Source organism: Avibacterium gallinarum (genome assembly GCF_002921135.1).
GTDB classification, from domain to species: Bacteria; Pseudomonadota; Gammaproteobacteria; order Enterobacterales; family Pasteurellaceae; genus Avibacterium; species Avibacterium gallinarum.
The window spans coordinates 1-23,101 of sequence record NZ_PQVJ01000009.1 but is presented as its reverse complement, the minus strand read 5'-3'; the positions used below and the strand labels follow the sequence as shown (position 1 = coordinate 23,101).

Here is a 23,101-nt window from a genome sequence, read left to right as displayed (position 1 = left end):
GCGTTGCGTTGCGTTGCGTTGCGTTGCGTTGCGTTGCGTTGCGTTGCGTTGCGTTGCGTTGCGTTGCGTTGCGTTGCGTTGCGTTGCGTTGCGTTGCGTTGCGTTGCGTTGCGTTGCGTTGAACATTTTTTGCTCCTTATAAAACAAATGTCAAACGATAATTACAATTTTTCTGAAATTCTTTTACGAAATTGAAAAGGTTTCTTTCTGTTTTTAAGCATTGAGCGATAGCTAGATATTGCGGTTTCTTATTGTGCAACTTTCTTTTATGGCTGTTTGAATCATTAAACTTTTAATAAATAAAAAGATAACATAACATAAAGAGTAAATTCTCATATAATAGCTATATGATACCGAAAATTTTATCAAAAAGCACCGCACTTATTTTTTTGTTTAGATTTTTAATTTACGCTCTGCTTCTTTGGCTTTCACCAAGAATTGTTTGCGTTCAGCGGTGGACATTTGGCTACTTGTACCCGGCAATTTCACCGTGAGCGGATTAACTGGGCGACCATTAATATGAAATTCATAATGTAAATGCGGACCAGTTGAACGCCCGGTATTGCCAGAAAGGGCAATGCGTTCACCTCGTTTTACACGTTGCCCCGCTCGGACTAATGGGCGGCTTAGGTGCATATAAACGGTTTGGTATTCACGACCGTGGCGGATCATAATATAGCGCCCTGCACCGTTGGCTTGATATGCCACTTTTTCGACAATACCATCAGCAGGGGCGATAACCGGTGTGCCGATTGCCATTGAGAAATCCACGCCGTTATGTGGACGAATTCGCCCTGTAACAGGGTGGCGTCTTGCTGGATTGAATGGTGAGGAGACGCGTGCTTGGCGTTGCATAGGATAACGCGCAAAACCTTTACCCAGCGTTTCCCCTTGACGGTTATAATAGCGACCATTGCTAGATTGAATGGCATAGTAACTTTTTCCACCCGAGCTAATATGAATGGCTTCCACATTACCTTGCCCAGTGAGTTTGTTATCCAAATATTCACGGGAAACGAGCACGGCAAATTTATCACCTTGTTTGAGTTTTTTCATACTAATTTGCCATTGCAAAGCGCTGCCTAATTGGCTTATTTGTTTTGAATTTAGCCCTTGTGCTTTTAAGCTGCTAGAAAATGAGCCTTTGATTTGCCCTTTTAGCACTTCTTTTTTCCATACGCTTTTTTTCTGCAAGATTTGGCGTTTAAATTTGCCTTCCGCAGTGCGTTCATAAATTCGTTCTTCTTTTTCAGAAACTAGCCAGTTTAGGTATTCTAATTCGCCGTCTTTATCTAAAATCCAATAGAATTGCTGTCCCGCTTTAAGATTTTTTAGCTCGGGATAAGCAGCAATAAGGGTTTTACTGGTTTCATCTTCTAGCCCAGATTGCTCTAGCACATCTTTCAGACTATCGCCTTTTACCACGGTATGGCTAAATTGATCTTTGATGCGAATGGCTTGATCTGCTACATCAAGTAAGTCATTAACGGCGTTTTTGGCGTCTTCAGGCAAATCGGCAAATTCATCTTCATCATCAAGATTGACTTGCTCAACTTCATCATCTTTACCTTGCAGATCATCGTCATAAGAGGTGGCTTCATCAGAATTTGGTTTTTCTGTGTTTGTGCTATCGCTTTGATTTTCTTGCGAATGTTCGGTGATATTTTCATTTGCTTGAATATCCTGAAATTCGCTATTGGTTTGTGGTTGAGGGGCTTCTTCGGTTTCATTGAGTGGCTTATACTGCACTTCGTCCGAAGATACCGCAAGCGGATCGGTTTTTGCATTGTCTTTTACGCTTAATACAATGCCAATGAAAATAGATAATATCGCCAAAAGGAAGACCGCCGCCTTAATTCGCGACTTTCTTTTTCGTCTATCCCTTGCTAGTTTAACGTGCTGCACTACCTATTTCCTTTTATATACTAATTAAAACTTGCATTCTATTAAGACCTATGAAGTGCTAAAAAATTCATTCGCACCTGCTGAAAAGGATTTAACTGAATAAATTCTAAGCATTTCAATGAGAAACTTGTTAAATCCGACAAAATGGGCTATTTTAAGCCAATTTTTCGTAATGTATAGAGATAAAATGCAAATTCACGCCATTAAACAGCCATTAATTGAATTAAAAAATATTAATGTGCAATTTGAACAACGAAATGTCTTACAAAACATTAACTTATCTCTTTATTCTGATTCCGTTCTCACCATTGTAGGCCCGAATGGTGGTGGCAAATCCACTTTGCTCAAAGTCTTACTCAAATTGATTAAGCCAAGTTCGGGTGAAGTGATTTATCACAATAATGTGCGTATTGGCTATGTGCCGCAAAAAATTCATCTTGATCATAGCTTACCTTTAACGGTAGAAAAATTTCTTGCTTTAAAAAAGGGTGTGAGTAAATCTGAGATTGAAGCGGCGTTAGCTCTCCTTTCCATTTCCCATTTAAAGCAAAATGCAATGCAAAAGCTATCGGGCGGTGAAATGCAACGGGTGTTGCTCGCTAGGGCCATTTTGAATAAACCGAATTTGCTCGTGTTAGATGAACCCACACAAGGGGTGGATATTACTGGGCAGGCGGAGCTTTATCAGCTCATTCATCAAACACGAAAACAACTAAATTGTGCGATTTTGATGGTATCGCACGATCTACATATTGTGATGGCGGACACCAACGAAGTGCTGTGTATTAATCAACATATTTGCTGTGCCGGCACGCCTGAAATTGTGTCGAATGATCCGACATTTATGCATTATTTTGGTAACCAATTTTCGCAAAATATTGCCCTTTATACTCATCATCATAATCACAAACACAATATGCACGGCGATGTGTGCTGCGGCAAAAATTTTCAATCGCAACAATGCGAACATAAAAAGCATCATTAAGGAACTGAAATGTTTGAGATTTTACTTCCCGCTTGGCTTTCGGGTATTTTGCTCTCGTTTATCACCGCACCTCTAGGGGCATTTGTGGTGTGGCGAAGAATGGCGTATTTTGGCGATACGCTTTCCCATTCCGCTTTGTTGGGTGTGGCAATCGGGATATTTTTACAAGTTGATCCTTACCTAACCATCTTAATTCTCACGCTCTTGCTCGCCTTAGGAATGGTCTGGCTAGAAAGCAACACGCAATTTTCCGTGGACACCTTGCTTGGCATTATTGCACACAGCTGCCTTTCTTTAGGCGTAGTAACAGTGGGGCTGCTGCAAAATGTGCGGGTGGATTTAATGAATTATTTATTTGGCGACTTACTTGCAATTAGCTATGATGATCTTTATCTTATCGCCGTTGGTGTTCTAGTGGTGGTGGGCTGTTTGTGGTATTACTGGAAACCACTGCTTTCCACCACGGTTAGCCCAGAGCTTGCGCAAGTGGAAGGCATTAACATTCGCAAAATGCGTTTTGTATTAATGATTTTAACCGCCTTAACCATTGCTTTAAGTATGAAGTTTGTTGGCGCTTTAATCATCACTTCCTTGCTGATTATCCCCGCCGCCACCGCACGGCGTTTTGCCCGCACCCCAGAAGCAATGGTGGCTATCGGCGTGCTTATTAGCATTCTCGCTGTTTCTTTCGGCTTAATGCTCTCCGCTTTCTACAACACCGCCGCAGGCCCTTCTGTGGTGATTAGCGCAACGTTCTTATTTCTGCTTTCTTTGTTTAAACGCGAAAGTGCTTAGTTTCAACAAAGCGAATAAAAAGGGCTAAATCTTAAATTTAGCCCTTTTTTCTGCCTCAATGCTACGCTTTACTTAACTCATCTGCCACTACTTCCGCTTGTTTAAGCATAAATTCGATGGCTTCATCTTTGTTCTCTGGTGGGTATCCATATTTTCTAAGCGTTCTTTTTAGCTGTCTTCGTATTTCTGCTCGTACATTTTCCTTATATTGCCAATCAATGGTAACGGATTTTTTCAATTTATCGGTGATTTCTTTGGCAAGATTGAGCAACACTTCATCGCCTAAAATTTCCACCGCACTTTGGTTTTGGCTTAAAGCATCGTAAAACGCCAGTTCCGCTGGGCTAAGACTCAAGAGAGTAGTTCCAAATTTTGGATATAGTTGAAACTTTCTTAATTTAAAGGTAGAGTTTTAATCATAAATAGAGAAATTGTCTATGAAGAAAAATTCAATGTATTGCCATAAATATCTTGAAACCGTCCGTTTATCGACAAACGTTTGATAAAAGTCTTACGGAGTAATGAGAAAAGCTATCAACTGTTTTAAATTATGCAAGAGATTCAAGCGATGGATGCCAACGCTTACATTATTTATATCAACAAAGAAGATTTAGTATTTATCCATATTACGGTTGTTGAAAACCTGCTAAAAATCCAAAACAATTACCCGAAATATGTAGTAACGATGGACGAATTTAAGGGAAATGTGTTTGATTTGGTACAGTGTTTACGTTTGGTGTGAGTTTTTGAAGGGATTGGATATAGATGTACTATTGAATACGGCTTATAGTTATTAACTTAAGGGAAATTATTATGTTAAAAATAGATAAAGCAATTTTAGATACAAATAAAGTTATTTGCAAAAATATAAGTAAATTTGATGAAAGCGAAAGGGGGTTATTATCTCAAAATATATTAGCTCAACTCAGAAATCTTGTTGAATACATATCACAGAAAATATATAGTCAAGGAAATGACATTGATCCAAACGATTATAAGAATAAAAAATCTGCTTGGGAATATATAAAATCAAAGGGGAATCTTAATTTCTTACATAAATTTCATGAATTACTTCAAAAATCCGCATCTCATTATACATTAGATGAAAATGGTTCTGAACGATTAATGTTAAAGTATTATGAATATTTATTGAGAATAAAGGCCTTCTTAGAAGATGAATATAGACTTCAAATCTTAAATAATATTGATGATTTCCCATTGGAACTTGATAATAGCTATTATGAATTTTATAGCAAAGTATCTGAAAAGATAGATAAATATAATTACAAAACTAATTATTTAGATTACCGAGATAAGTATTATATTCAAAAGATTAAGCCATTCTTTATTAATCATCGCATATATTATGAAATCACTTTTACTCTTGCTGATGATAAAGTTAGTAAATTTGATCGGATTATTGCATTTACCAAACTAAACATTTTGCATAACTATTCTGTACAGCTAAGAGTACGAGAAGAATTTATTGATACTTTTGGTGGAAAAATGCCTATTAAGATTATTGATGATTGGGAAGTATCCATTCGTTCTTGTGAGTTTAGAAATTTTTCAAAGATCTTTAAAACTCAACCTATTAGCTCAACAAGCATAGAATATAGTAATTTAATGAAAGAGCTAAAAGACTCTAAAATGTGTTTAGTAGATATTTTAAATTTATCAGATAAATATTACAATGAATTTAGAAATAGAGTTTTATTAAACGCTAAAACAGAACATTTTATAAAACTTCTTGATACCTGTAGAGATTTATTCTTTGAAAAAAAGGAAGATGGAGCTAATGTAATAAGATATTTATTGTACAGAATGAATAATAAAATTATAAAATCCCAGTTAAATGATGTCCAATGCCCTAAACTATCCAACCTATATTTACAGTGGGGATGTATTCCTTTTGAACAAATGCCATTTACTACATCTCTTGTGAATCATAACCCCAAAATTTATGATTTATTTGATTGTATAGAGTATAAAGATCGAGAGAGTGAGTTTTTAGCAAGACTAATTAAAAATAATACTGAGCAAAAAGAAATGCTATTTACGCCTATAGATGAGATAGTAGGATTTAATAATATTTCAGACTTGGTGGGAAAATATAATTCTAAACTTTATTACACACATAAAGGGAGAAAATTAGTTAAATATAAAAATTATCTTTGCATAAGTGAGTATGTAGCTGATTGCCTTGAAATCATAAAGAAACTAAAAGAATTCTCAACACAAAAAGTATCTGGCTACACTAATTCAATAGAGTCATGGATAGAAACTAATAGCTATTCAATAGATTGTGAAGAAAAATTAAATTTCTTAAAGCGTATGTTCAGCAACTCCCGCTTAGCTTTAGTTTATGGTGCAGCAGGAACAGGAAAATCTACATTTATTAACCATGTATCTCATTTTTGGAGTGAAAAAAGTAAGCTGTATTTAACAAATACTAACCCAGCTATTAATAATTTAAAAAGAAAAGTATCTGCTAAAAATTGTGAGTTCATGACTATTTCTCGATTTTTATCACCTAGAAATAAAAGTAATGAATATGAAATTTTAATTATTGATGAGTGTAGTACCGTTAGTAATCGAGATATGAAGGCTATCCTAACAAAAATAAAATGTAAATTAATGGTGTTAGTTGGAGATGTTTTTCAGATAGAATCAATATTATTTGGTAACTGGTTTAATATATTAAGGGAATTTCTAGGTAAATCATCAATCATAGAGCTTACAAAACCTTATAGAACAACTGATAATGATTTACTGACTGTTTGGAATAGAGTTAGAGAACTAGATATCGCCATCTTAGAGCCAATGGTTAAGAATAATTATTCTGTCTATTTAGATGATAGCATTTTAAAAAGAACTAGAGATGATGAAATTATACTTTGCCTGAACTATGATGGGGTTTATGGAATAAATAATATTAATAGATTTTTACAAAATAGTAACCCTAATACACCTATAATATGGGGAGTAAATACATATAAAATTGGAGATCCAATATTGTTTAATGAATCAGAACGATTTGCTCCACTGATTCATAATAACATGAAAGGAAAAATAGTTTCTATCAAAAAAGAAAAAGAAACAATATTTTTTGAAATTGAACTTTATATTAAAATTAATGAAATAGATGCTGAACCTTATGATTTTAAACTTATAGAAACTGATAGTAACTTAAATTCTGTTATCGGTTTTACTGTTAATCAGTACCCTGGTGCTGATGAAGATAATGATTCTTCATCTGCTCTTGTTCCTTTTCAAGTTGCTTATGCAGTTTCTATACATAAATCCCAAGGTCTGGAATATGATTCTGTAAAAATTGTTATTACAAACGAAATTGAAGAGCTTGTAACACACAGTATTTTCTATACAGCAATTACAAGAGCTAAGAAAGATCTAAAAATTTATTGGTCTCCTGAAACTGAAAAATCTATTTTAGCTAGTTTTGAGAAAAAAAATTTCTCTAGAGATACAAAGCTTTTAAAAAGTATAATAGATAAAAAGAATTAATCATTGTTAAATTATAATGCCGTCTGAAAAATTTTTTAGACGGCATTTTTTAGTCTGATTTATAACTCGGATTCAGCAGTTCTAACAACTTCGCATTGTGTTTATGTTTTAATTCCACCTTATTATCAAAAATTGCTATGTTGTAGTTTTCTTTAGAAAAAATGTAATAATATTACATTTTTTCATTGAGATAAGCGCAAAAGCTCAAAAGGATTGAAGCAAAACAAAACCGTCCATCACTATCAAATATTATTGTTCGATAGCAACAAACACTTTGCTTTTCTCTCTATTTTTCGCATAAAATAGCTTCCATTATTATCAAATACTTTTGTTTGTTAGTAACGAACAGGTTGATAAGGAGTTAGTTTATGTTGTTAAAATCAGAAATTATCCAAGCTATTACAAGCCAGCAACAGCAGTTATTATCGCAGCAGACCTATCCACGCAAAATACTGGAAAAAATCAAAATTCTGCCTAATTTTGCTTTGGTGGTGTCGGGTATTCGCCGTAGTGGAAAAAGTACATTGCTCACTCAACTTATTAAGAAACAAGCAGAAAATGATTATCTTTTTCTCAACTTCGATACCCCTCAACTTTTTAATTTTGAGTTTAGCGATTTTGCCTTACTCGATGAAATCATTGCAGAAAACCCACAGATTCAAACACTCTATTTTGATGAAATCCAAGTGATTGACGGCTGGGAAGTATATGTACGTGGCAAACTTGATCAGGGCTATCAAGTGGTGGCAACAGGTTCTAATGCCTCTTTGCTCAGCCGTGAGCTAGGCACAAAACTGACAGGGTGGCACATCAGCAAAGAGCTTTTCCCTTTCTCTTTTGTGGAATTTTGCGAATTTCTCGGCAAGGCAAAAAATGCCGAGGCGGTCTCAGATTATTTGACTCTCGGCGGTTTTCCACAATATCTGCAATTTAATGAAGATGAGATTTTAAACGCCTTGATTAACGATATTTTATACCGCGATATTATCGTCCGTTTTGGCATTCGTGACGAACGTGCGATGAAGCGTCTGCTACTTTTTCTGGCGGGTAACGTGGGCAATTTAATCAGTGCAAACAAACTCAAACAAAGCCTTGAAGTAAAAAGCACTTCCACCGTACAGGAATATCTTTCGCATTTAGAGCAAGCCTATGTAATCCATTTGCTGCCAAAATTTGCCTATTCCTACAAAACCCAGCTCGCTAACCCACGCAAAGTCTATTTTATCGACAATGGTTTACAGCGTGTAATTAGCCCATTTTTCAGCCGAGATCTCGGCAGAAAACTGGAAAATGCCGTATTTTGGGGACTTAGACGACAATTTTCAGAGCTATATTACTACAATGAAAACAACAAAGAATGCGATTTTGTGGTCTGCCAAAACAGCACTCCGATACAACTTATCCAAGTCTGCTGGCAACTAAACGCCGAAAATATCGCCCGAGAACGGGACGGTTTAGTTGATGCGATGAATTTCTTTAAATTGGAGCAAGGCGTTATCGTTACCTTTGATCAGGAAGATAAAATGATTGTTGATGGCAAAGTGATTGAGATTGTGCCGTTTTGGAAGATATTTGGGGAACAAAATTATGGCTAAAATACATTTATTGAATGAATACAATATCTTGCAAAAGCTAGCCGTAAAAAATGGAAAATCTGAAATAAAAAATGTGGGAAAAAAACCACCGCACTTTTTATATTAACAATAAAAATAGGCTTAATGATTAAGCCTATTTTTTATCCATAAATTATGCTTTACTCAACTCGTCCGCCACCAATTCGGCTTGTTGAATGATAAATTCAACTGGTTCTGGTCCTTCGTCAGGAGGTGGATATTTATATTTTCTAAGCGTTCTTTTGATCAGCCCACGCATTTTCGCTCGCACAGATTCCTTATACTGCCAATCAATGGTAACGGATTTTTTCAATTTATCGGTGATTTCTTTGGCGAGATTCAGCAATACTTCATCGCCCAAAATTTCCACCGCACTTTGGTTTTGGCTTAAGGCATCGTAAAACGCCAGTTCCGCAGTGCTAAGGCCTAATTCTTGCCCTTTGCTGAGCTGAGCTTGCAGTTCTTTTGCAAGTTTTAATAATTCTTTGATCACCTCGATTACGGTTAAATTATGCGCGTTATATTGATTTAGTGCTTCTTTGAGTTTTTCTTCAAAGGTTTTTTGCACGGCAATATTGTTGCCTGCTTTGTCGCGAATTTCCCGTTTTAAATAACTTTCAATGGCAGAAGCCCATAAATTTGGCTTGCCACTTTTTTCAACGATACCGAGAAAATTGTCCGAAAGAATGGAAATATCAGGGTGTTCTTCACCCATTAATTCAAATAAATCTACCACGCCGTCTGATTGCACCGCTTGGTTGAGCAGGCGGACGAGCTTGATTTGCTTTTCTTTTGGTGAACTTGGCGAACCTTGTTGATTTGCTGTTTTGATGATGGTGGCACGCACCGCATCAAAAAACGCAATTTCTTGTTCGTAATGCTGGGCTTCAGCCATCGAACGGCAAAGGGCAAGGCCTTTTTTGGCTAAGGAAACCGCCTCTAAAAAGGCTTTTTTACGCGGTGTTTTGGCCTTTTTAGCAAAATCTTGCGAAATTTCCCCCGCACTTTGTGGATCATCGGGTTTCTTTTCTTGATGATCTAATTCCAGAATATGATCTGCGGCAGCCCCAATGGCTTCAAGTAATTGCTTAGGATTTCGCTCTTGCAAGGCGTGGGCTAAATCAAAAATCTTGCCCTCAACAGGCGTAGCAAATTGTCCACGGATAATGGAAAGATATTCCAACATTTTTTGAAACACTTGCTCAATATCGGTTTTCACCTGATCACTACCACCTGCGTTGGTATATTCTTCCGTGGCGGCTTTCAGTTCTTCTTTCAAGCCTACATAATCCACAATCAGCCCGCCATTTTCACGGCTTTTATTGCGGAACACACGGTTTACCCGCGCAATTGCCTGCATTAAATTATGCCCTTGCATTGGCTTGTCGATATACATTGTATTGCACACAGGCGCGTCAAATCCCGTCAGCCACATATCACGCACGATCACGATTTTGAGCGGATCATCAGGATCTTTAAAGCGTTTTTCTAAGGTTTTATGTTCAGGCTTAGAATAGCTATGGGCTTGCATACTTTCAGAATCTGAAGCACTGCTCGTCATTACCACCTTAATCGCCCCTTGATTGACATCATCGCTATGCCAATCTGGGCGAAGTTTGACGATTTCATCATAGAGCTTCACGCAAATTCGGCGGCTCATTGCCACCACCATCGCCTTGCTTTCGATTAGCTCGTTGCGTTTTTCAAAGTGTTGCACTAGGTCTTCCGCTAATTTTTTGATTCGCGAATCACTGCCCATTAACTGCTCACGCACACGGAACGCATAGCTATTTTCGTCATCATCAAGTATTGTTTGCGCTTCTTCCACCGCTTGCCCAAAGTCCTCGCTTTCATTTAGACGAATTTGACGCGGTTCATAGAAAATCGGCACAGTCGCGCCATCATTCACCGCATCTTGAATGTCATAAATGGAAATATATTTGCCGAACACATCTTGCGTATCGCGATCTTCAAGGCTGATTGGTGTGCCAGTAAAGCCGATAAAGCTCGCATTGGGTAGGGCAGTGCGCAGATATTTCGCATAGCCCTCGCGGTATGCCCCTTGCGCATTCACTTTTTGGTGAAAACCATATTGCGAGCGGTGCGCCTCATCGCTAATCACAATAATATTGTGCCTTGTATTCAGCACAGGGAATTGGCTTTCTGTTTCGTTTAAGCCGAATTTTTGAATGGTGGTAAAAATAATCCCGCCGCTTTCCCGTTTTGCCAATTCCACACGCAGGGCTTCGCGATCTTCCACTTGAATCGGCGTTTGGCGAATAATATCTTGATCTTGGCTGAATGTGGCGAAAAGCTGACCGTCTAAATCATTGCGATCCGTTACCACCACAATGGTGGGATTTTTCAATTCAGGCTGGCTGATCAGTTTGCCCGCATAAAACAACATAGAAAGGGATTTGCCCGAACCCTGCGTATGCCACACCACGCCAATTTTACGGCTATCGCTTAACTGCGCGCCAATGGTGGCTTCCACCGCTGCATTCACGCCATAAAATTGGTGATAGGCGGCAATTTTTTTCACCGTGCGACCTTTGTTATCGCTTTCAAACACCACAAAATTATGCACATAATCGAGCAAGGTTTGCGGCGAAAACAGCCCTTGCAACAAGCCTTCAAGTTCATATTCAAATTTCACTCGCTGGCTTTTTTGGCTTTCATCGACCACACGCCACGGCAAAAAACGCTGAAAATCTGCCGTGAGCGATCCCACCCGTGCCATTGTGCCATCTGAAATCACCATTAGCTGATTAAATACAAAAAGATCGTCAATTTCGTGCTTATACGTTTGTAGCTGATTAAAGGCGCGATCCAAATCCGCATTCACCTTAAAGGGATTTTTTAGCTCAAAAATCACCAAGGGCAAACCGTTCACAAAGCACAAAATATCTGGAATCCGCTTGCCTTTATTGCCCTGAATATCGAACTGATTGATCACATAAAAAAGGTTATTTTCTGGCTGTTTAAAATCCACCAACAGCGCCACATCGTGCTTTTCCTGATCGTTTTGCTGATAACGCACCTTCACCCCTTGCTTTAACAGCTGGTAAAACTGCTTATTGCGTTCTTCCACCGGCAAAATATCGCTTTTGCACACCAACTGCACCACATTAAGCAGGGTTTCCTCGGGCAAGTGCGGGTTAATTTTGCGTAAACTTTGCAATAAATGGGGCTTCAGCACCACTTCTTTCAGGCTATCCCGCCAAGGATAAGCCAGCTCAGCCAACACCTCCTTGCCATAGGCATATTGCCAACCAAGGGATTTCAACTGTTCAATGGCGAGATTTTCAATGGTGGATTCGTTTATTCGCATTGGGGATTCCTTTTGTTGTTTTTCATTATTTCAGCGTAGGGTGGGCTTTAGCCCACCCTACGTTTCTACGTTGCAGAATATTATTGGTAATTAAAAGTTATAACTTATTTGAATTTATTAGCGTGTTTATAATTTCATCCCATTTTTTAGGAGCTTTTCTATATTCTTTTAAGTATTTTGATAATGTAATAGGGGTAATGCCTAATTTTTCTGCAATAACAATATTAGATTTTAATTGTAGTACATTTTCTTTATAGAAAATTATTGACTTTGCAAATTGTATTTTATCAATTTCTTTTTTCTTCTTTATTTCTAGATGATAAGGATTTACACACTTTGGGTTTTGGCAAGTTTCTCTAATACGTAGTCTTTCTGGATAGTATATCTCAGGATTTTCATACATAAGTAGAAATAACCTTACAGGTATTGCAATCACTTTATCTTGTCTTCTTGTGTAATAGTAAGGGCGATCCCCATTCATCGAATGAGTCCAAATAAAGCAGTCTGTTTCTTTATCAACAATAATATGTTCATAGATATTGTTAATAATTTTTTTAATTTCATCATCAGAATATAAATCACGTAGCTTATTCATCTTTATTCTCATTGTATTCATTAATTAATACATCCCAAGGCTCTGGATTATCACGATAGATCCCTAGATATTTTGAAAGAGTGGGGTGGCTGATACCTAGCTTTATAGCAACTTCTCCATCAGTGTCATATAAATATCTATTGTTTTTGTAGAATCGAAGTGCCTCAATCATTCTTTGAGTAGCTTTCTTCATTTTTACTGGCATTGCATTTTCCACTTTTTTATCAGCCATATAGTTGCTTGACTCTTCAATAATTTGTAGATGGTAAGGGTTTACACACATTATATTTCCACAAGTAGAATCTACCTTAATCCTATATTTAAAATTTCTATCAGGATTTTCATACATTAGAAAAAAACGTTTTATTGTAACATAAATTCTTTTATATCCTGCCGTAACAATAAGATAAGGTGTTGCTTTATCAGTAGGTCCTTTCCATACGCAGCAGTCAGTTTCAGTATCAACTTCAATATGTTTTGATATTTCATCAATAATGAGGTTTAATTCTTCTTCTGTATATATATCGTGTAATTTTGCCATATGTTTTTCCTATTTTATCTATCCTCTCTCGAACATTTCTCTTAGTAAGAGCGATTGGGGAGATTTCAGCGTAGGGTGGGCTTTAGCCCACCGTTTAAAATAATTTTTCATTCGGTGGGCTAAAGCCCACCCTACGGGCAAATATAGTTAAAAATAATTATTTTTATAAATTATTTATTTTTTAATAGCATTTCATTTACTTTCTCAATTACTCCTTGTATATCAGGGTAAATGGTATCTATTTTTATTCCTATAAAATCTAGATAGTCAATTATTTCATCTCTTAGTTTATTGTTGATAAAATATTTTCTAGCTATTTTTATATTGGCTTCTCTTGAGTTTTTATTGTTGATATTTCTATTTAGTTTATCTCTGATATATATAATGGCTTTATTAGTAAGAAATAAACCTTGTTGTGCTGTTAATCTTCCATAGGGATCGGAAATAGGTTCAAAAATCTCACTCACATAATTTAACCCTCTGTCTAAAATATCAGAATTAAGACAAAATACGGCTCTATAGGGTGAATTATTATTTCTTTCTTTAAAGGCAAAAAATAAACTAATAAAAAATGATTTAGACCAATCTAATAATGGAGTTTTTAATCCCATATGTTGACCTACAGCCCAAATTTCATTGATGTATTCAGTTTCTTCTGTTTTTTGAAGTAAAAATTGCTCATTTATTTTTCCTCTAGCGAACCGTCTAAAATTTTCTAAATGTTTATTTTTGATAGTATCGAAGTCTGAAGTTATTTCTCTCTCTAAAGAGCTTATAGGCTTCCAATGACAATCTCTTTGTCCACGAAAAATAAAAGTTCCATATTCTCTTTGATTTTTAGTTTCTTTGATTAGCCACTCTAATTGCTCCCAAGTTTCTATTTTTAAACATTGAAATATACTTTGATAGTCATCATATGCTTCTGCAATATAATCTTGATTAAATATATTTTTATTGATGTTGGCAACTTTTATTTTATCTAGGTTTTTAATTTTTCCTGTCATAATTCAATATCCCCACTCAAAAGCTTAGGCAATAACTCATCTCTTGTATCACTTAAAGATATGCTTTCTTTTTTATTTGATAAAATTTTATCGAACAAAGGTTGTACCTTCTTATGAAAAAATTCTATTAAATTATTATTAGGTATTAATAATGTTATATTTGAAAATGCAGTGGTGTTTAAGTTCAGTGTAGCACTTCCACCACTAGCTAAATCTTTCAGTTTCTTATTCATAGTATCTTGTGAAAAGTAAAGGTATAAATATTCTGTGAATATTTCTGAATTTGGAACGATACTATTAATTTGTTGATTAGTCTGAGAACGTTCACTTGTAATTGAAACTAGGCCAACAGTAGCTATGCAACTAATGCAAATACTACCTTTCTCAATAAATTTAGTTTTTTGATTATTTGCACCTAATAAACTTAAATTATCCGTTGTTTTTATAATAAAGGTATTATTATGCATATCAGGAATTTTGATAAATGGAATGTCATTACCATAAAATTCTTCTTTCTTTTTAGAAGGTGTTTTTCCACAAATGATTTTTCCCATATCTTTAACTTGCTTCACCTCCCACCCCCTAGGCACTTCCCCCATTTCGGTTTCCACAAATTCGCTTGGGAAAGCGGCGGCGGTTTGTTGCAGTTGGTGGTAGGCGGTGGGATCTTGGGTTTTAAGTGCGGTGATTTTTTCCACAGTTTTTCCGCTTAAGCACGCCATTGCTGCCAGTTCTGCTTGTTCGGCGGTTTCGCCACGCGCCAAGGCGTTGGCTTTGGCATGTACAGGGGCGAAGTCGATAAACCAGTGTTTAAAAATTCCTTGTGCGATTTGCTCTAGGGTTTGGTTGGTTTGGGTGTTTAGGGTGATTTTCTCATCTAATTTATTCAGTATATTCTTAATTCTAACGCTGTCTTCATAGGTTACTTTCGGTAGTTCTATAGATAGAATAGTTTCTGCACTTATGTTTACTTGATTAGCACTACCAGTAGAATTATCAACTAAATATTTTTGAACTGACTTTTGACTTAAAAAATAAAAAATGAAGTCTGGATCTATATCTCCAGTAACAATAATTCTACCTATTCTCTGATTTATATATGCTTTTTCTTCCCCTTTCCTAACTCTAGCGACTCTACCAACTAATGATGATGGAGCATTTGGACCAGAACCTGTCATAGAAATTAAAATATCATTTTCTTTGGTTTCCCATTTTTTAGTTTTATTGGCTAAATCAATATTAATAAAATTACAATCTGAATAATCAATGTATCCATTTCTTATATTTTTTATCTTTAAGACAGGAAATTTTCCTGTACTCAAAAAATCTTTTGCTTTATAAGCATATCCACTTTGTATATATGCTAATTCTTTTAGAATTGCCATTTTCTTAATTTCTCCAAATCCCCAAACTCTTCTTAATCTGCTCTTCCAACCCTCGCCCTTGTTCAAATTGTTCATTTAAAAGTGCGGTGAGTTTTTCCATTTTTTCGGCGAAAGGAATACCGTCATCTTGTTGCTTTGTCGTGCCGACATAACGCCCTGGGGTGAGAACAAAATCATTGTTTGCGATTTCATCAAGGCTGGCGGCGTAGCAGAAGCCCGCTTGGTTTTTATAGCCGTTGTTTTGCTGCCAAGCGTGGTAGGTGTTGGCAATGTGGGCGATGTCCTCAGGGGTGAAATCGCGCAGGGTGCGGTCTTTCATATAGCCGATTTCTCGTGCGTCAATAAACAGCACTTCTTTTTTGCGTGCTTTGTTTTTGTTTAAAAACCAAATGCAGGCAGGGATTTGCACATTGGTAAAGAGCTGGCTTGGCAGGGCAACCATCGCCTCCACCAAATCGGCTTCAATTAGGCGTTGGCGAATTTCGCCCTCGCCGCTTGATTGGCTGCTCATTGAGCCGTTTGCCAGCACAATACCCATTCGACCTTGTGGCGCAAGTTGGTTGAGCATATGCTGAATCCACGCAAAGTTGGCGTTGCCTGTTGGCGGCACGCCGTATGCCCAGCGTGGATCGCCTTGTAGGGATTCGTCCCACCAATCTTTCACGTTAAAAGGGGGATTGGCCATTACAAAATCCATTTTTTTATCAATGTGCAGTGGCTTGACTAAGCTATCCTCTGGACGCTTCCCAAAATCAAATTCGATCCCACGGATTGCCATATTCATTGCCGCCAGTTTCCAAGTGGTAGGGTTATATTCTTGCCCGAAAATAGACACTTGGTTAATGGTGCCTTGGTGTGCGCGGATAAATTTTTCCGTTTGCACAAAAAAACCGCCCGATCCCATTGCTGGGTCGTAAATGCGGCCTTGATAGGGTTCAAGCATTTCAACAATGAGAGTTACAATAGATTTTGGGGTGAAATATTCACCGCCTTTTTTCCCTTCGGCGGCGGCAAATTCACCAAGGAAGTATTCATAAACGTGGCCAAGAATATCTTTTGCTGCCATTGAAATGGGCTGGCCGTTGTAAGTGGGCTGACTGAAATCGGTATCAGAAAAGGTGGAAATTAAGCCGATGAGGGTTTTGTCGCTCACATCAAAGCCTGAAATGCGTTGAATCACACCTTTGAGTTTGTCATTTTTTTCTTCAATGGCGATAAAGGCGTTATCAAGCAGATTTGCTACGCTACGAAAAGTGCCGCCCCAAGGCAACGGCGCACCTTTGCTTAAGGTGGCATTGTTGCGAATATTTTCCCAACGAGCTTGCGGTGGCACCCAGAAGATGTTTTCTGCCGCATAGTTATCTTTATCTTCCATTTCTTCATTAAGGACGGCTTGATATTCTTCAGGGGAATATTCTTTCGGATCAATATAAAGTGAGCTTTGTGGATCTTGCAGTTGAGCGAGAAGTTTTGGACGATAGCTGGTAAAGCTATCAGAAATATATTTTAGGAAAATAAAACCAAGGACGATGTGTTTATAATTGGCAGCATCAATTTGATTACGCAGCTTATCTGCTGATTTCCAAAGTTTGGCATCTAAATCATTTAAAAACGCTTGCTGTTGTGCGAGGCTGGCACTAGAATCTTGCTGTGCTGTGCTGTGCTGTGCTGTGCTGTGCTGTGCTGTGCTGTGCTGTGCTGTGCTGTGCTGTGCTGTGCTGTGCTGTGCTGTGCTGTGCTGTGCTGTGCTGTGCTGTGCTGTCATTGGATTACCTCTTTTTTACCTCTTTGGTTGGTCTCGATACTTAAAGACCGGCGAATTATAACAAAACCCCTTGTATTTTAAATTGTCTTTTTTGCCTAAAGTTTAGGCGAGCGTGTGTGTTTTCGTTGTTTATTTTACGAAAAAACGCGTTAGCACTTTTATTTTTCTTCTCTATCTCTTTGATATTTAAGGCTTCTATATTGGTGTAGGTTAAAAATGAAGCAGAAAGCAAAAAATTTGTTTGCTTGCCCTTGAAATTTCTCTTTCAGCCAACATTTTACTTCCATCAGTGAGTTGGGCTGAAAAATGTGGAAATTTTCCACCGCACTTTGAATGTTATTCGCGTGTGAAAAAATGCAAAAAATTTGCAACATTGCACTTGAAATTTTTAAAACCAGCCCAATTTAATCAAGCGTAAACGAATTAATCGAATTTTATTAGGAGAAAACATATTATGGGAAAAATTATTGGTATTGACTTAGGTACAACAAACTCTTGTGTGGCTGTAATGGACGGCGACAAACCGCGTGTTATTGAGAATGCGGAAGGGGATCGTACAACTCCGTCAATTATTGCTTATACAAATGATGGCGAAACCTTAGTAGGTCAGCCTGCGAAACGTCAAGCAGTAACAAATCCAAAAAATACATTATTTGCAATCAAACGTTTAATCGGTCGCCGTTTTGAAGATCAAGAAGTACAACGCGATGTGAACATTATGCCATTTAGCATTGTGAAAGCAGACAACGGCGATGCGTGGGTTGAAGTGAAAGATGAAAAAATGGCACCACCGCAAATTTCTGCTGAAGTGTTGAAAAAAATGAAGAAAACAGCAGAAGATTTCTTAGGTGAGCCAGTAACTGAAGCGGTAATTACTGTACCAGCTTACTTCAACGATGCACAACGTCAAGCAACCAAAGATGCAGGCCGCATTGCAGGTTTAGATGTTAAACGTATTATTAACGAACCAACAGCAGCAGCGCTTGCTTATGGTTTAGACAAAGGTAAAGGCAACCACACTATCGCAGTATATGACTTAGGTGGTGGTACATTTGACTTATCTATCATCGAAATTGATGAGGTAGATGGCGAAAAAACTTTTGAAGTATTAGCAACCAATGGTGATACTCACTTAGGTGGTGAAGACTTCGATAACCGTGTAATTAACTACTTAGTTGATGAGTTCAAAAAAGAGCAAGGTGTTGATTTACGCAACGACCCGCTTGCAATGCAACGTTTGAAAGAAGCTGCAGAGAAAGCGAAAATCGAACTTTCTTCAGCGCAACAAACTGATGTGAACTTACCTTACATCACTGCAGATGCAACAGGGCCAAAACACTTAAACATTAAATTAACTCGTGCGAAATTAGAAGCTTTAGTAGAAGATTTAGTAGCACGCTCATTAGAGCCTGTGAAAGTGGCATTGAAAGATGCAGGTTTAAGCGTATCAGACATTGATGACGTGATCTTAGTAGGTGGTCAAACACGTATGCCATTAGTACAACAAAAAGTGGCAGAGTTCTTTGGCAAAGAACCTCGTAAAGATGTCAATCCTGATGAAGCAGTAGCTATTGGTGCGGCGGTGCAAGGTGGTGTATTAGCGGGTGATGTGAAAGATGTCTTGTTATTAGACGTAACCCCTCTTTCACTCGGTATCGAAACAATGGGTGGTGTAATGACGACCCTAATTGAGAAAAACACAACGATTCCAACGAAGAAATCACAAGTGTTCTCAACCGCAGAAGATAACCAAAGTGCAGTAACCATTCACGTGTTACAAGGTGAACGTAAACAAGCTTCTGCAAACAAATCATTAGGTCAATTTAACCTTGAAGGCATTAACCCAGCACCACGTGGTATGCCACAAATTGAAGTAACCTTTGATATTGATGCGGATGGTATTATCCACGTTTCAGCAAAAGATAAAGGTACAGGTAAAGAACAGCAAATTACCATTAAGGCTTCATCTGGTTTAAGTGAAGATGAAATTCAACAAATGGTTCGTGATGCAGAAGCAAATGCAGATGCTGACCGTAAATTTGAAGAGTTAGTGCAAGCTCGTAACCAAGCTGATCACCTAGTTCATAGCACACGCAAACAATTAGGCGAAGTTGGCGATCAATTATCTGCCGATGATAAAGCCCAAATTGAAAACGCTGTGAACGAACTTGAAACGGCAGCGAAAGGTGAAGACAAAGCGGACATTGAAGCGAAAATTCAAGCACTTGTACAAGCTTCACAAAAATTAATGCAAGCGACAGCACAACAAGCACAAGCTGGTGAACAGCCACAGCAAAACAGCAATGATGATGTGGTAGATGCTGAATTTGAAGAAGTGAAAGATAATAAATAATTCACATTCAACAATAATCCAAAGGGCATAGCGATATGCCCTTTTAGCGTATAAAAAATAGGATAAAAATGGCAAAACGAGATTATTATGAAGTACTTGGCGTTGAGCGTGGTGCTGATGAAAAAGCGATTAAAAAAGCCTACAAACGCCTTGCAATGAAATTACACCCCGATCGCAATCAAGGGGATAAAGACGCTGCAGAAAAATTTAAAGAAGTGCAAGAAGCCTATGAAATTTTAGGTGATCAAGAAAAACGTGCCGCTTATGATCAATACGGACATCAAGCCTTTGAACAAGGTGGATTTGGCGGTGCTGGCGGTGGTTTCGGAGGCTTTAGCGGTGCTGATTTCAGTGATATTTTTGGCGATATGTTCGGCGATATTTTCGGTGGCGGACGTGGTCGTCAGCAGCGTGTTGTACGTGGTGAAGATTTACGCTATGACATTGAAATTAGCCTAGAAGAAGCAGTAAAAGGAACGAAGAAAGATATTCGTATCAACACACTTGCAGAATGTGATCACTGTCACGGTACAGGGGCAGAAAAAGATTCTAAAGTGGAAACCTGTCCAACTTGCCACGGTGCTGGACGCGTAAGACGCCAACAAGGATTTTTCGTAACGGAACAAGTATGCCCAACCTGTCATGGTACAGGAAAGAAAATTGAAAAACCTTGTAAAAAATGCCACGGTGAAGGACGTGTTCAGAAACAGAAGAACCTGTCAGTGAATATTCCAGCAGGCGTAGATACAGGAAATCAATTACGTTTAGCCGGTGAAGGCGCAGCAGGCGAATTTGGCGCACCAGCGGGGGATTTATATGTGGTTATCCACGTTAAACCACACCATATTTTTGAACGTGATGGTAATAATTTATACTGTGAAGTGCCAATCAGTTTTACAATGGCGGCCTTAGGTGGAGAAATTGACGTACCAACATTAGATGGACGCTTAAAAGTAAAAATTCCTGCTGAGACACAAACTGGCAAATTATTACGCTTGCGTGGTAAGGGAATTGCTTCGCCACGCAATGGTTATACGGGCGATTTAATTTGCAAAGTTATTGTAGAAACCCCTGTTAAATTGAATGAAGAACAAAAAGAACTATTAAGAAAATTAGAAGCAAGTCTGGAAGGTGGAAAAAAACACCGCCCAAAATCATCTAGTTTCTTAGATGGTGTAAAAAAATTCTTTGATAATTTAGGTAAATAGCTTGTTAAATTCGCTGAGATAGTGAATTAAAACAGGATTATTTGAACTAAACCAGCCTTTAAATTAAAAACGATCGCATTTTATCAAGTGCGGTCGTTTTTTTGTATTTTTTGTGATAACGATCACGATTGTGTTTGAAATGAACTATTGCATAATAACTGTAAATACTATAGAATTTGCCCGTTTTTGCTTTAGATAAAGCAAGTGAAATTTCGTTCTTCTGCATTGCAGAAAATTGTTTTAATTATATAGAGGAATAAGATTATTAAAACCGTAAAAAAAGCACCAACAACAAATCGCCCAAATCGCATTAATGAAGAAATTCGGGCGAAGGAAGTTCGCTTGATTGACCAAGATGGTGAGCAAGCAGGAATTGTCAGTCTGCAAGAGGCTTTAAATAAAGCGGAAGAAGTAAATCTCGATCTCGTGGAAATCAGCCCAAATGCTGAGCCACCCGTTTGCCGTATTATGAATTACGGTAAATTCCTTTATGAAAAAGGTAAAGCAGCGAAAGAGCAGAAGAAAAAGCAAAAAGTTGTACAAGTGAAGGAAATTAAATTCCGTCCGGGTACTGATGAAGGGGATTACCAAGTTAAATTACGCAGTATCTTACGTTTCTTAGAAGATGGTGATAAAGTAAAAATTACAGTGCGTTTCCGCGGTCGTGAAATGGCTCACCAAGATATTGGATTAAATGTGCTAGAGCGTGTTAAACAAGATACCTCAGAAATTGCAATGATTGAGTCAGCTCCGGGGAAACTAGAAGGTCGCCAAGCTGTAATGGTAATTGCACCGAAGAAAAAATAATTTTATTTCTTGCCTAAAACGGATGGATCTTATAGAATTCATCCGTTTTTCTTTGCGGAAAAACAAAGTGATAATCAGGTAAACTACGCAACCTGATTTCCTTATGTAGGATAGCCCTCGGCTAACTAAATCGAAATGATGAGTGCTTTACAAGTAATAAAATTTTTATTCGCCTGATCATTAAATTTAACTTAAACAATGCGGAGTTATTTAAACAATGCCTAAAATTAAAACAGTACGTGGTGCTGCGAAGCGTTTCAAAAAAACAGCTTCTGGCGGTTTCAAACGTAAACAATCTCACTTACGTCATATTTTGACTAAGAAAACCACTAAACGTAAACGTCATCTACGTCATAAATCAATGGTTGCGAAAGCAGACCAAGTTTTAGTTGTAGCCTGCTTGCCATACGCATAAGCGTAAACAAGTAAAGCGTACGTCAAGTGAATTTTAGTTAATAATATTGTATAGGAGATTAAATAATGGCTCGTGTAAAACGTGGTGTTATTGCAAGAGCTCGCCATAAGAAAATTCTTAAGGCAGCTAAAGGTTATTATGGTGCGCGTTCACGTGTTTATCGCGTTGCGTTCCAAGCTGTAATTAAAGCAGGTCAATATGCTTATCGCGACCGTCGTCAGCGTAAACGTCAATTCCGTCAATTATGGATTGCACGTATTAATGCTGCGGCCCGTCAAAATGGCTTATCTTACAGTAAATTTATCAACGGCTTGAAAAAAGCTTCTGTTGAAATCGATCGTAAGATCCTTGCTGATATTGCAGTATTCGACAAAGTTGCATTTGCAGCATTAGTTGAAAAAGCAAAATCTGCGCTTTAATTTTTAAAGGCTGATTGTTAAGGGACGCTACATAGCGTCCTTTTTCTTATAAGCTCATTTTGCCAAAATAAGCATAAGAATGATTTATCAAGGTTTTTTATCCTCTTAAAGAGCGGTGAAAAAATGATGAATTTTCCCACCGCACTTTGCCTTGTAGGGATGGATCTATGTGTCTGCCCGAAACAATATTTTCTAAACAACTGATGGGAAAATGAACACGGGCGAACACATAGGTTCGCCCCTACGAGGAAATAATGGTAAATCTCACCACCCCCTCTTTACAAAAGAGAGAAACTTTTCACTGGGAATAAATAGATCTCGGTAAAAATTAATAAAATAAAAAATGTGCGATGGAATTTTAGCTATTTAAAAAGAGCCTGTAGGAACGGACCTATGCGTCCGTCCGTATAAAACGAAAAATAAAGTGCGATGGAATTTTAGCGATTTAAAAAGAT

At 37.6% G+C, this 23,101-nt stretch carries 17 protein-coding genes and 1 pseudogene; 10 read left to right on the top strand and 8 right to left on the bottom strand.

Annotated elements, in window-relative coordinates:
* Positions 1-393 precede the first annotated feature (393 nt).
* Positions 394-1,905, bottom strand: coding sequence for a murein DD-endopeptidase MepM (gene mepM, locus C3007_RS03465; RefSeq protein ID WP_103853112.1), 1,512 nt, complete (start codon positions 1,903-1,905; stop codon positions 394-396).
* 187 nt (positions 1,906-2,092) lie between these two features.
* Between mepM and znuC the strand changes: the two genes are divergently transcribed.
* On the top strand, positions 2,093-2,890 hold the full coding sequence (gene znuC, locus C3007_RS03460; protein WP_103853113.1) for a zinc ABC transporter ATP-binding protein ZnuC: 798 nt from the start codon (positions 2,093-2,095) through the stop codon (positions 2,888-2,890).
* A gap of 9 nt (positions 2,891-2,899) precedes the next feature.
* Positions 2,900-3,685: a zinc ABC transporter permease subunit ZnuB gene (znuB, locus tag C3007_RS03455; RefSeq protein WP_103853111.1), complete on the top strand. Its 786-nt coding sequence runs from the start codon at positions 2,900-2,902 to the stop codon at positions 3,683-3,685.
* Positions 3,686-3,746: 61 nt separating this feature from the next.
* On the opposite strand, the pseudogene C3007_RS03450 reads toward znuB, so the two are convergent.
* A pseudogene (locus C3007_RS03450) lies at positions 3,747-4,040 on the bottom strand (type I restriction enzyme endonuclease domain-containing protein); the annotation flags it as partial.
* 213 nt (positions 4,041-4,253) lie between these two features.
* Here C3007_RS03450 and C3007_RS11640 point away from each other — a divergent pair.
* The 3 genes from C3007_RS11640 to C3007_RS03435 all read left to right on the top strand — a co-directional run bounded on the left by C3007_RS11640 (position 4,254) and on the right by C3007_RS03435 (position 8,805).
* Complete coding sequence (locus tag C3007_RS11640; RefSeq protein WP_174896877.1) at positions 4,254-4,427, top strand: hypothetical protein; 174 nt, start codon at positions 4,254-4,256, stop codon at positions 4,425-4,427.
* A 71-nt stretch (positions 4,428-4,498) separates the two neighbouring features.
* Complete coding sequence (locus C3007_RS11680; protein ID WP_103853109.1) at positions 4,499-7,210, top strand: ATP-dependent DNA helicase; 2,712 nt, start codon at positions 4,499-4,501, stop codon at positions 7,208-7,210.
* Between the two features lie 368 nt (positions 7,211-7,578).
* Positions 7,579-8,805, top strand: coding sequence for an ATP-binding protein (locus tag C3007_RS03435; RefSeq protein WP_103853108.1), 1,227 nt, complete (start codon positions 7,579-7,581; stop codon positions 8,803-8,805).
* Between the two features lie 151 nt (positions 8,806-8,956).
* Here C3007_RS03435 and C3007_RS03430 read toward each other — a convergent pair whose 3' ends face one another.
* The 6 genes from C3007_RS03430 to C3007_RS03405 form a co-directional block, all read right to left on the bottom strand.
* Positions 8,957-12,154, bottom strand: coding sequence for a type I restriction endonuclease subunit R (locus C3007_RS03430; RefSeq protein WP_103853107.1), 3,198 nt, complete (start codon positions 12,152-12,154; stop codon positions 8,957-8,959).
* A gap of 97 nt (positions 12,155-12,251) precedes the next feature.
* Entirely contained in the window at positions 12,252-12,749 is a 498-nt protein-coding gene (locus C3007_RS03425; protein ID WP_103853106.1) for a hypothetical protein, read from the bottom strand.
* Entirely contained in the window at positions 12,742-13,290 is a 549-nt protein-coding gene (locus tag C3007_RS03420) for a hypothetical protein (protein WP_103853105.1), read from the bottom strand. Before C3007_RS03420 ends, C3007_RS03425 begins: the two co-directional genes overlap by 8 nt.
* 170 nt (positions 13,291-13,460) lie before the next feature.
* Positions 13,461-14,294, bottom strand: coding sequence for an FRG domain-containing protein (locus tag C3007_RS03415; RefSeq protein ID WP_103853104.1), 834 nt, complete (start codon positions 14,292-14,294; stop codon positions 13,461-13,463).
* On the bottom strand, positions 14,291-15,754 hold the full coding sequence (locus C3007_RS03410) for a restriction endonuclease subunit S (RefSeq protein WP_103853103.1): 1,464 nt from the start codon (positions 15,752-15,754) through the stop codon (positions 14,291-14,293). Before C3007_RS03410 ends, C3007_RS03415 begins: the two co-directional genes overlap by 4 nt.
* On the bottom strand, positions 15,684-17,444 hold the full coding sequence (locus C3007_RS03405) for a class I SAM-dependent DNA methyltransferase (RefSeq protein ID WP_103853102.1): 1,761 nt from the start codon (positions 17,442-17,444) through the stop codon (positions 15,684-15,686). The genes C3007_RS03410 and C3007_RS03405 overlap by 71 nt, the downstream gene beginning before the upstream one ends.
* 454 nt (positions 17,445-17,898) lie before the next feature.
* Between C3007_RS03405 and dnaK the strand changes: the two genes are divergently transcribed.
* From dnaK to rplT, 5 genes are all read left to right on the top strand, one after another.
* Entirely contained in the window at positions 17,899-19,797 is a 1,899-nt protein-coding gene (dnaK, locus tag C3007_RS03400; RefSeq protein ID WP_103853101.1) for a molecular chaperone DnaK, read from the top strand.
* A 68-nt stretch (positions 19,798-19,865) separates the two neighbouring features.
* Positions 19,866-21,005, top strand: a complete 1,140-nt coding sequence (gene dnaJ, locus C3007_RS03395) for a molecular chaperone DnaJ (RefSeq protein ID WP_103853100.1) — start codon at positions 19,866-19,868, stop codon at positions 21,003-21,005.
* A gap of 261 nt (positions 21,006-21,266) precedes the next feature.
* Entirely contained in the window at positions 21,267-21,812 is a 546-nt protein-coding gene (gene infC / locus C3007_RS03390; protein WP_440582635.1) for a translation initiation factor IF-3, read from the top strand.
* Between the two features lie 217 nt (positions 21,813-22,029).
* A complete protein-coding gene (gene rpmI / locus C3007_RS03385) occupies positions 22,030-22,227 on the top strand; it encodes a 50S ribosomal protein L35 (RefSeq protein WP_005596065.1) in 198 nt (65 codons plus the stop codon).
* Between the two features lie 65 nt (positions 22,228-22,292).
* Positions 22,293-22,646 carry a 50S ribosomal protein L20 gene (rplT, locus tag C3007_RS03380; RefSeq protein ID WP_005546410.1) on the top strand — a complete coding sequence of 118 codons (354 nt, stop codon included), beginning with the start codon at positions 22,293-22,295 and terminating at the stop codon, positions 22,644-22,646.
* Positions 22,647-23,101 lie beyond the last annotated feature (455 nt).

What these genes read in the sequence shown, in the direction of transcription:
- C3007_RS11640 (WP_174896877.1), top strand. Translation starts at nt 4,254, where the DNA reads ATGGATGCCAACGCTTACATTATTTATATCAACAAAGAAGATTTAGTA.
- C3007_RS03405 (WP_103853102.1), bottom strand. Translation starts at nt 17,444, where the DNA reads ATGACAGCACAGCACAGCACAGCACAGCACAGCACAGCACAGCACAGC.
- C3007_RS03410 (WP_103853103.1), bottom strand. Translation starts at nt 15,754, where the DNA reads ATGAACAATTTGAACAAGGGCGAGGGTTGGAAGAGCAGATTAAGAAGA.
- C3007_RS11680 (WP_103853109.1), top strand. Translation starts at nt 4,499, where the DNA reads ATGTTAAAAATAGATAAAGCAATTTTAGATACAAATAAAGTTATTTGC.
- rplT (WP_005546410.1), top strand. Translation starts at nt 22,293, where the DNA reads ATGGCTCGTGTAAAACGTGGTGTTATTGCAAGAGCTCGCCATAAGAAA.
- dnaJ (WP_103853100.1), top strand. Translation starts at nt 19,866, where the DNA reads ATGGCAAAACGAGATTATTATGAAGTACTTGGCGTTGAGCGTGGTGCT.
- znuC (WP_103853113.1), top strand. Translation starts at nt 2,093, where the DNA reads ATGCAAATTCACGCCATTAAACAGCCATTAATTGAATTAAAAAATATT.
- C3007_RS03430 (WP_103853107.1), bottom strand. Translation starts at nt 12,154, where the DNA reads ATGCGAATAAACGAATCCACCATTGAAAATCTCGCCATTGAACAGTTG.
- C3007_RS03435 (WP_103853108.1), top strand. Translation starts at nt 7,579, where the DNA reads ATGTTGTTAAAATCAGAAATTATCCAAGCTATTACAAGCCAGCAACAG.
- dnaK (WP_103853101.1), top strand. Translation starts at nt 17,899, where the DNA reads ATGGGAAAAATTATTGGTATTGACTTAGGTACAACAAACTCTTGTGTG.
- C3007_RS03420 (WP_103853105.1), bottom strand. Translation starts at nt 13,290, where the DNA reads ATGGCAAAATTACACGATATATATACAGAAGAAGAATTAAACCTCATT.
- C3007_RS03425 (WP_103853106.1), bottom strand. Translation starts at nt 12,749, where the DNA reads ATGAATAAGCTACGTGATTTATATTCTGATGATGAAATTAAAAAAATT.
- rpmI (WP_005596065.1), top strand. Translation starts at nt 22,030, where the DNA reads ATGCCTAAAATTAAAACAGTACGTGGTGCTGCGAAGCGTTTCAAAAAA.
- C3007_RS03415 (WP_103853104.1), bottom strand. Translation starts at nt 14,294, where the DNA reads ATGACAGGAAAAATTAAAAACCTAGATAAAATAAAAGTTGCCAACATC.
- znuB (WP_103853111.1), top strand. Translation starts at nt 2,900, where the DNA reads ATGTTTGAGATTTTACTTCCCGCTTGGCTTTCGGGTATTTTGCTCTCG.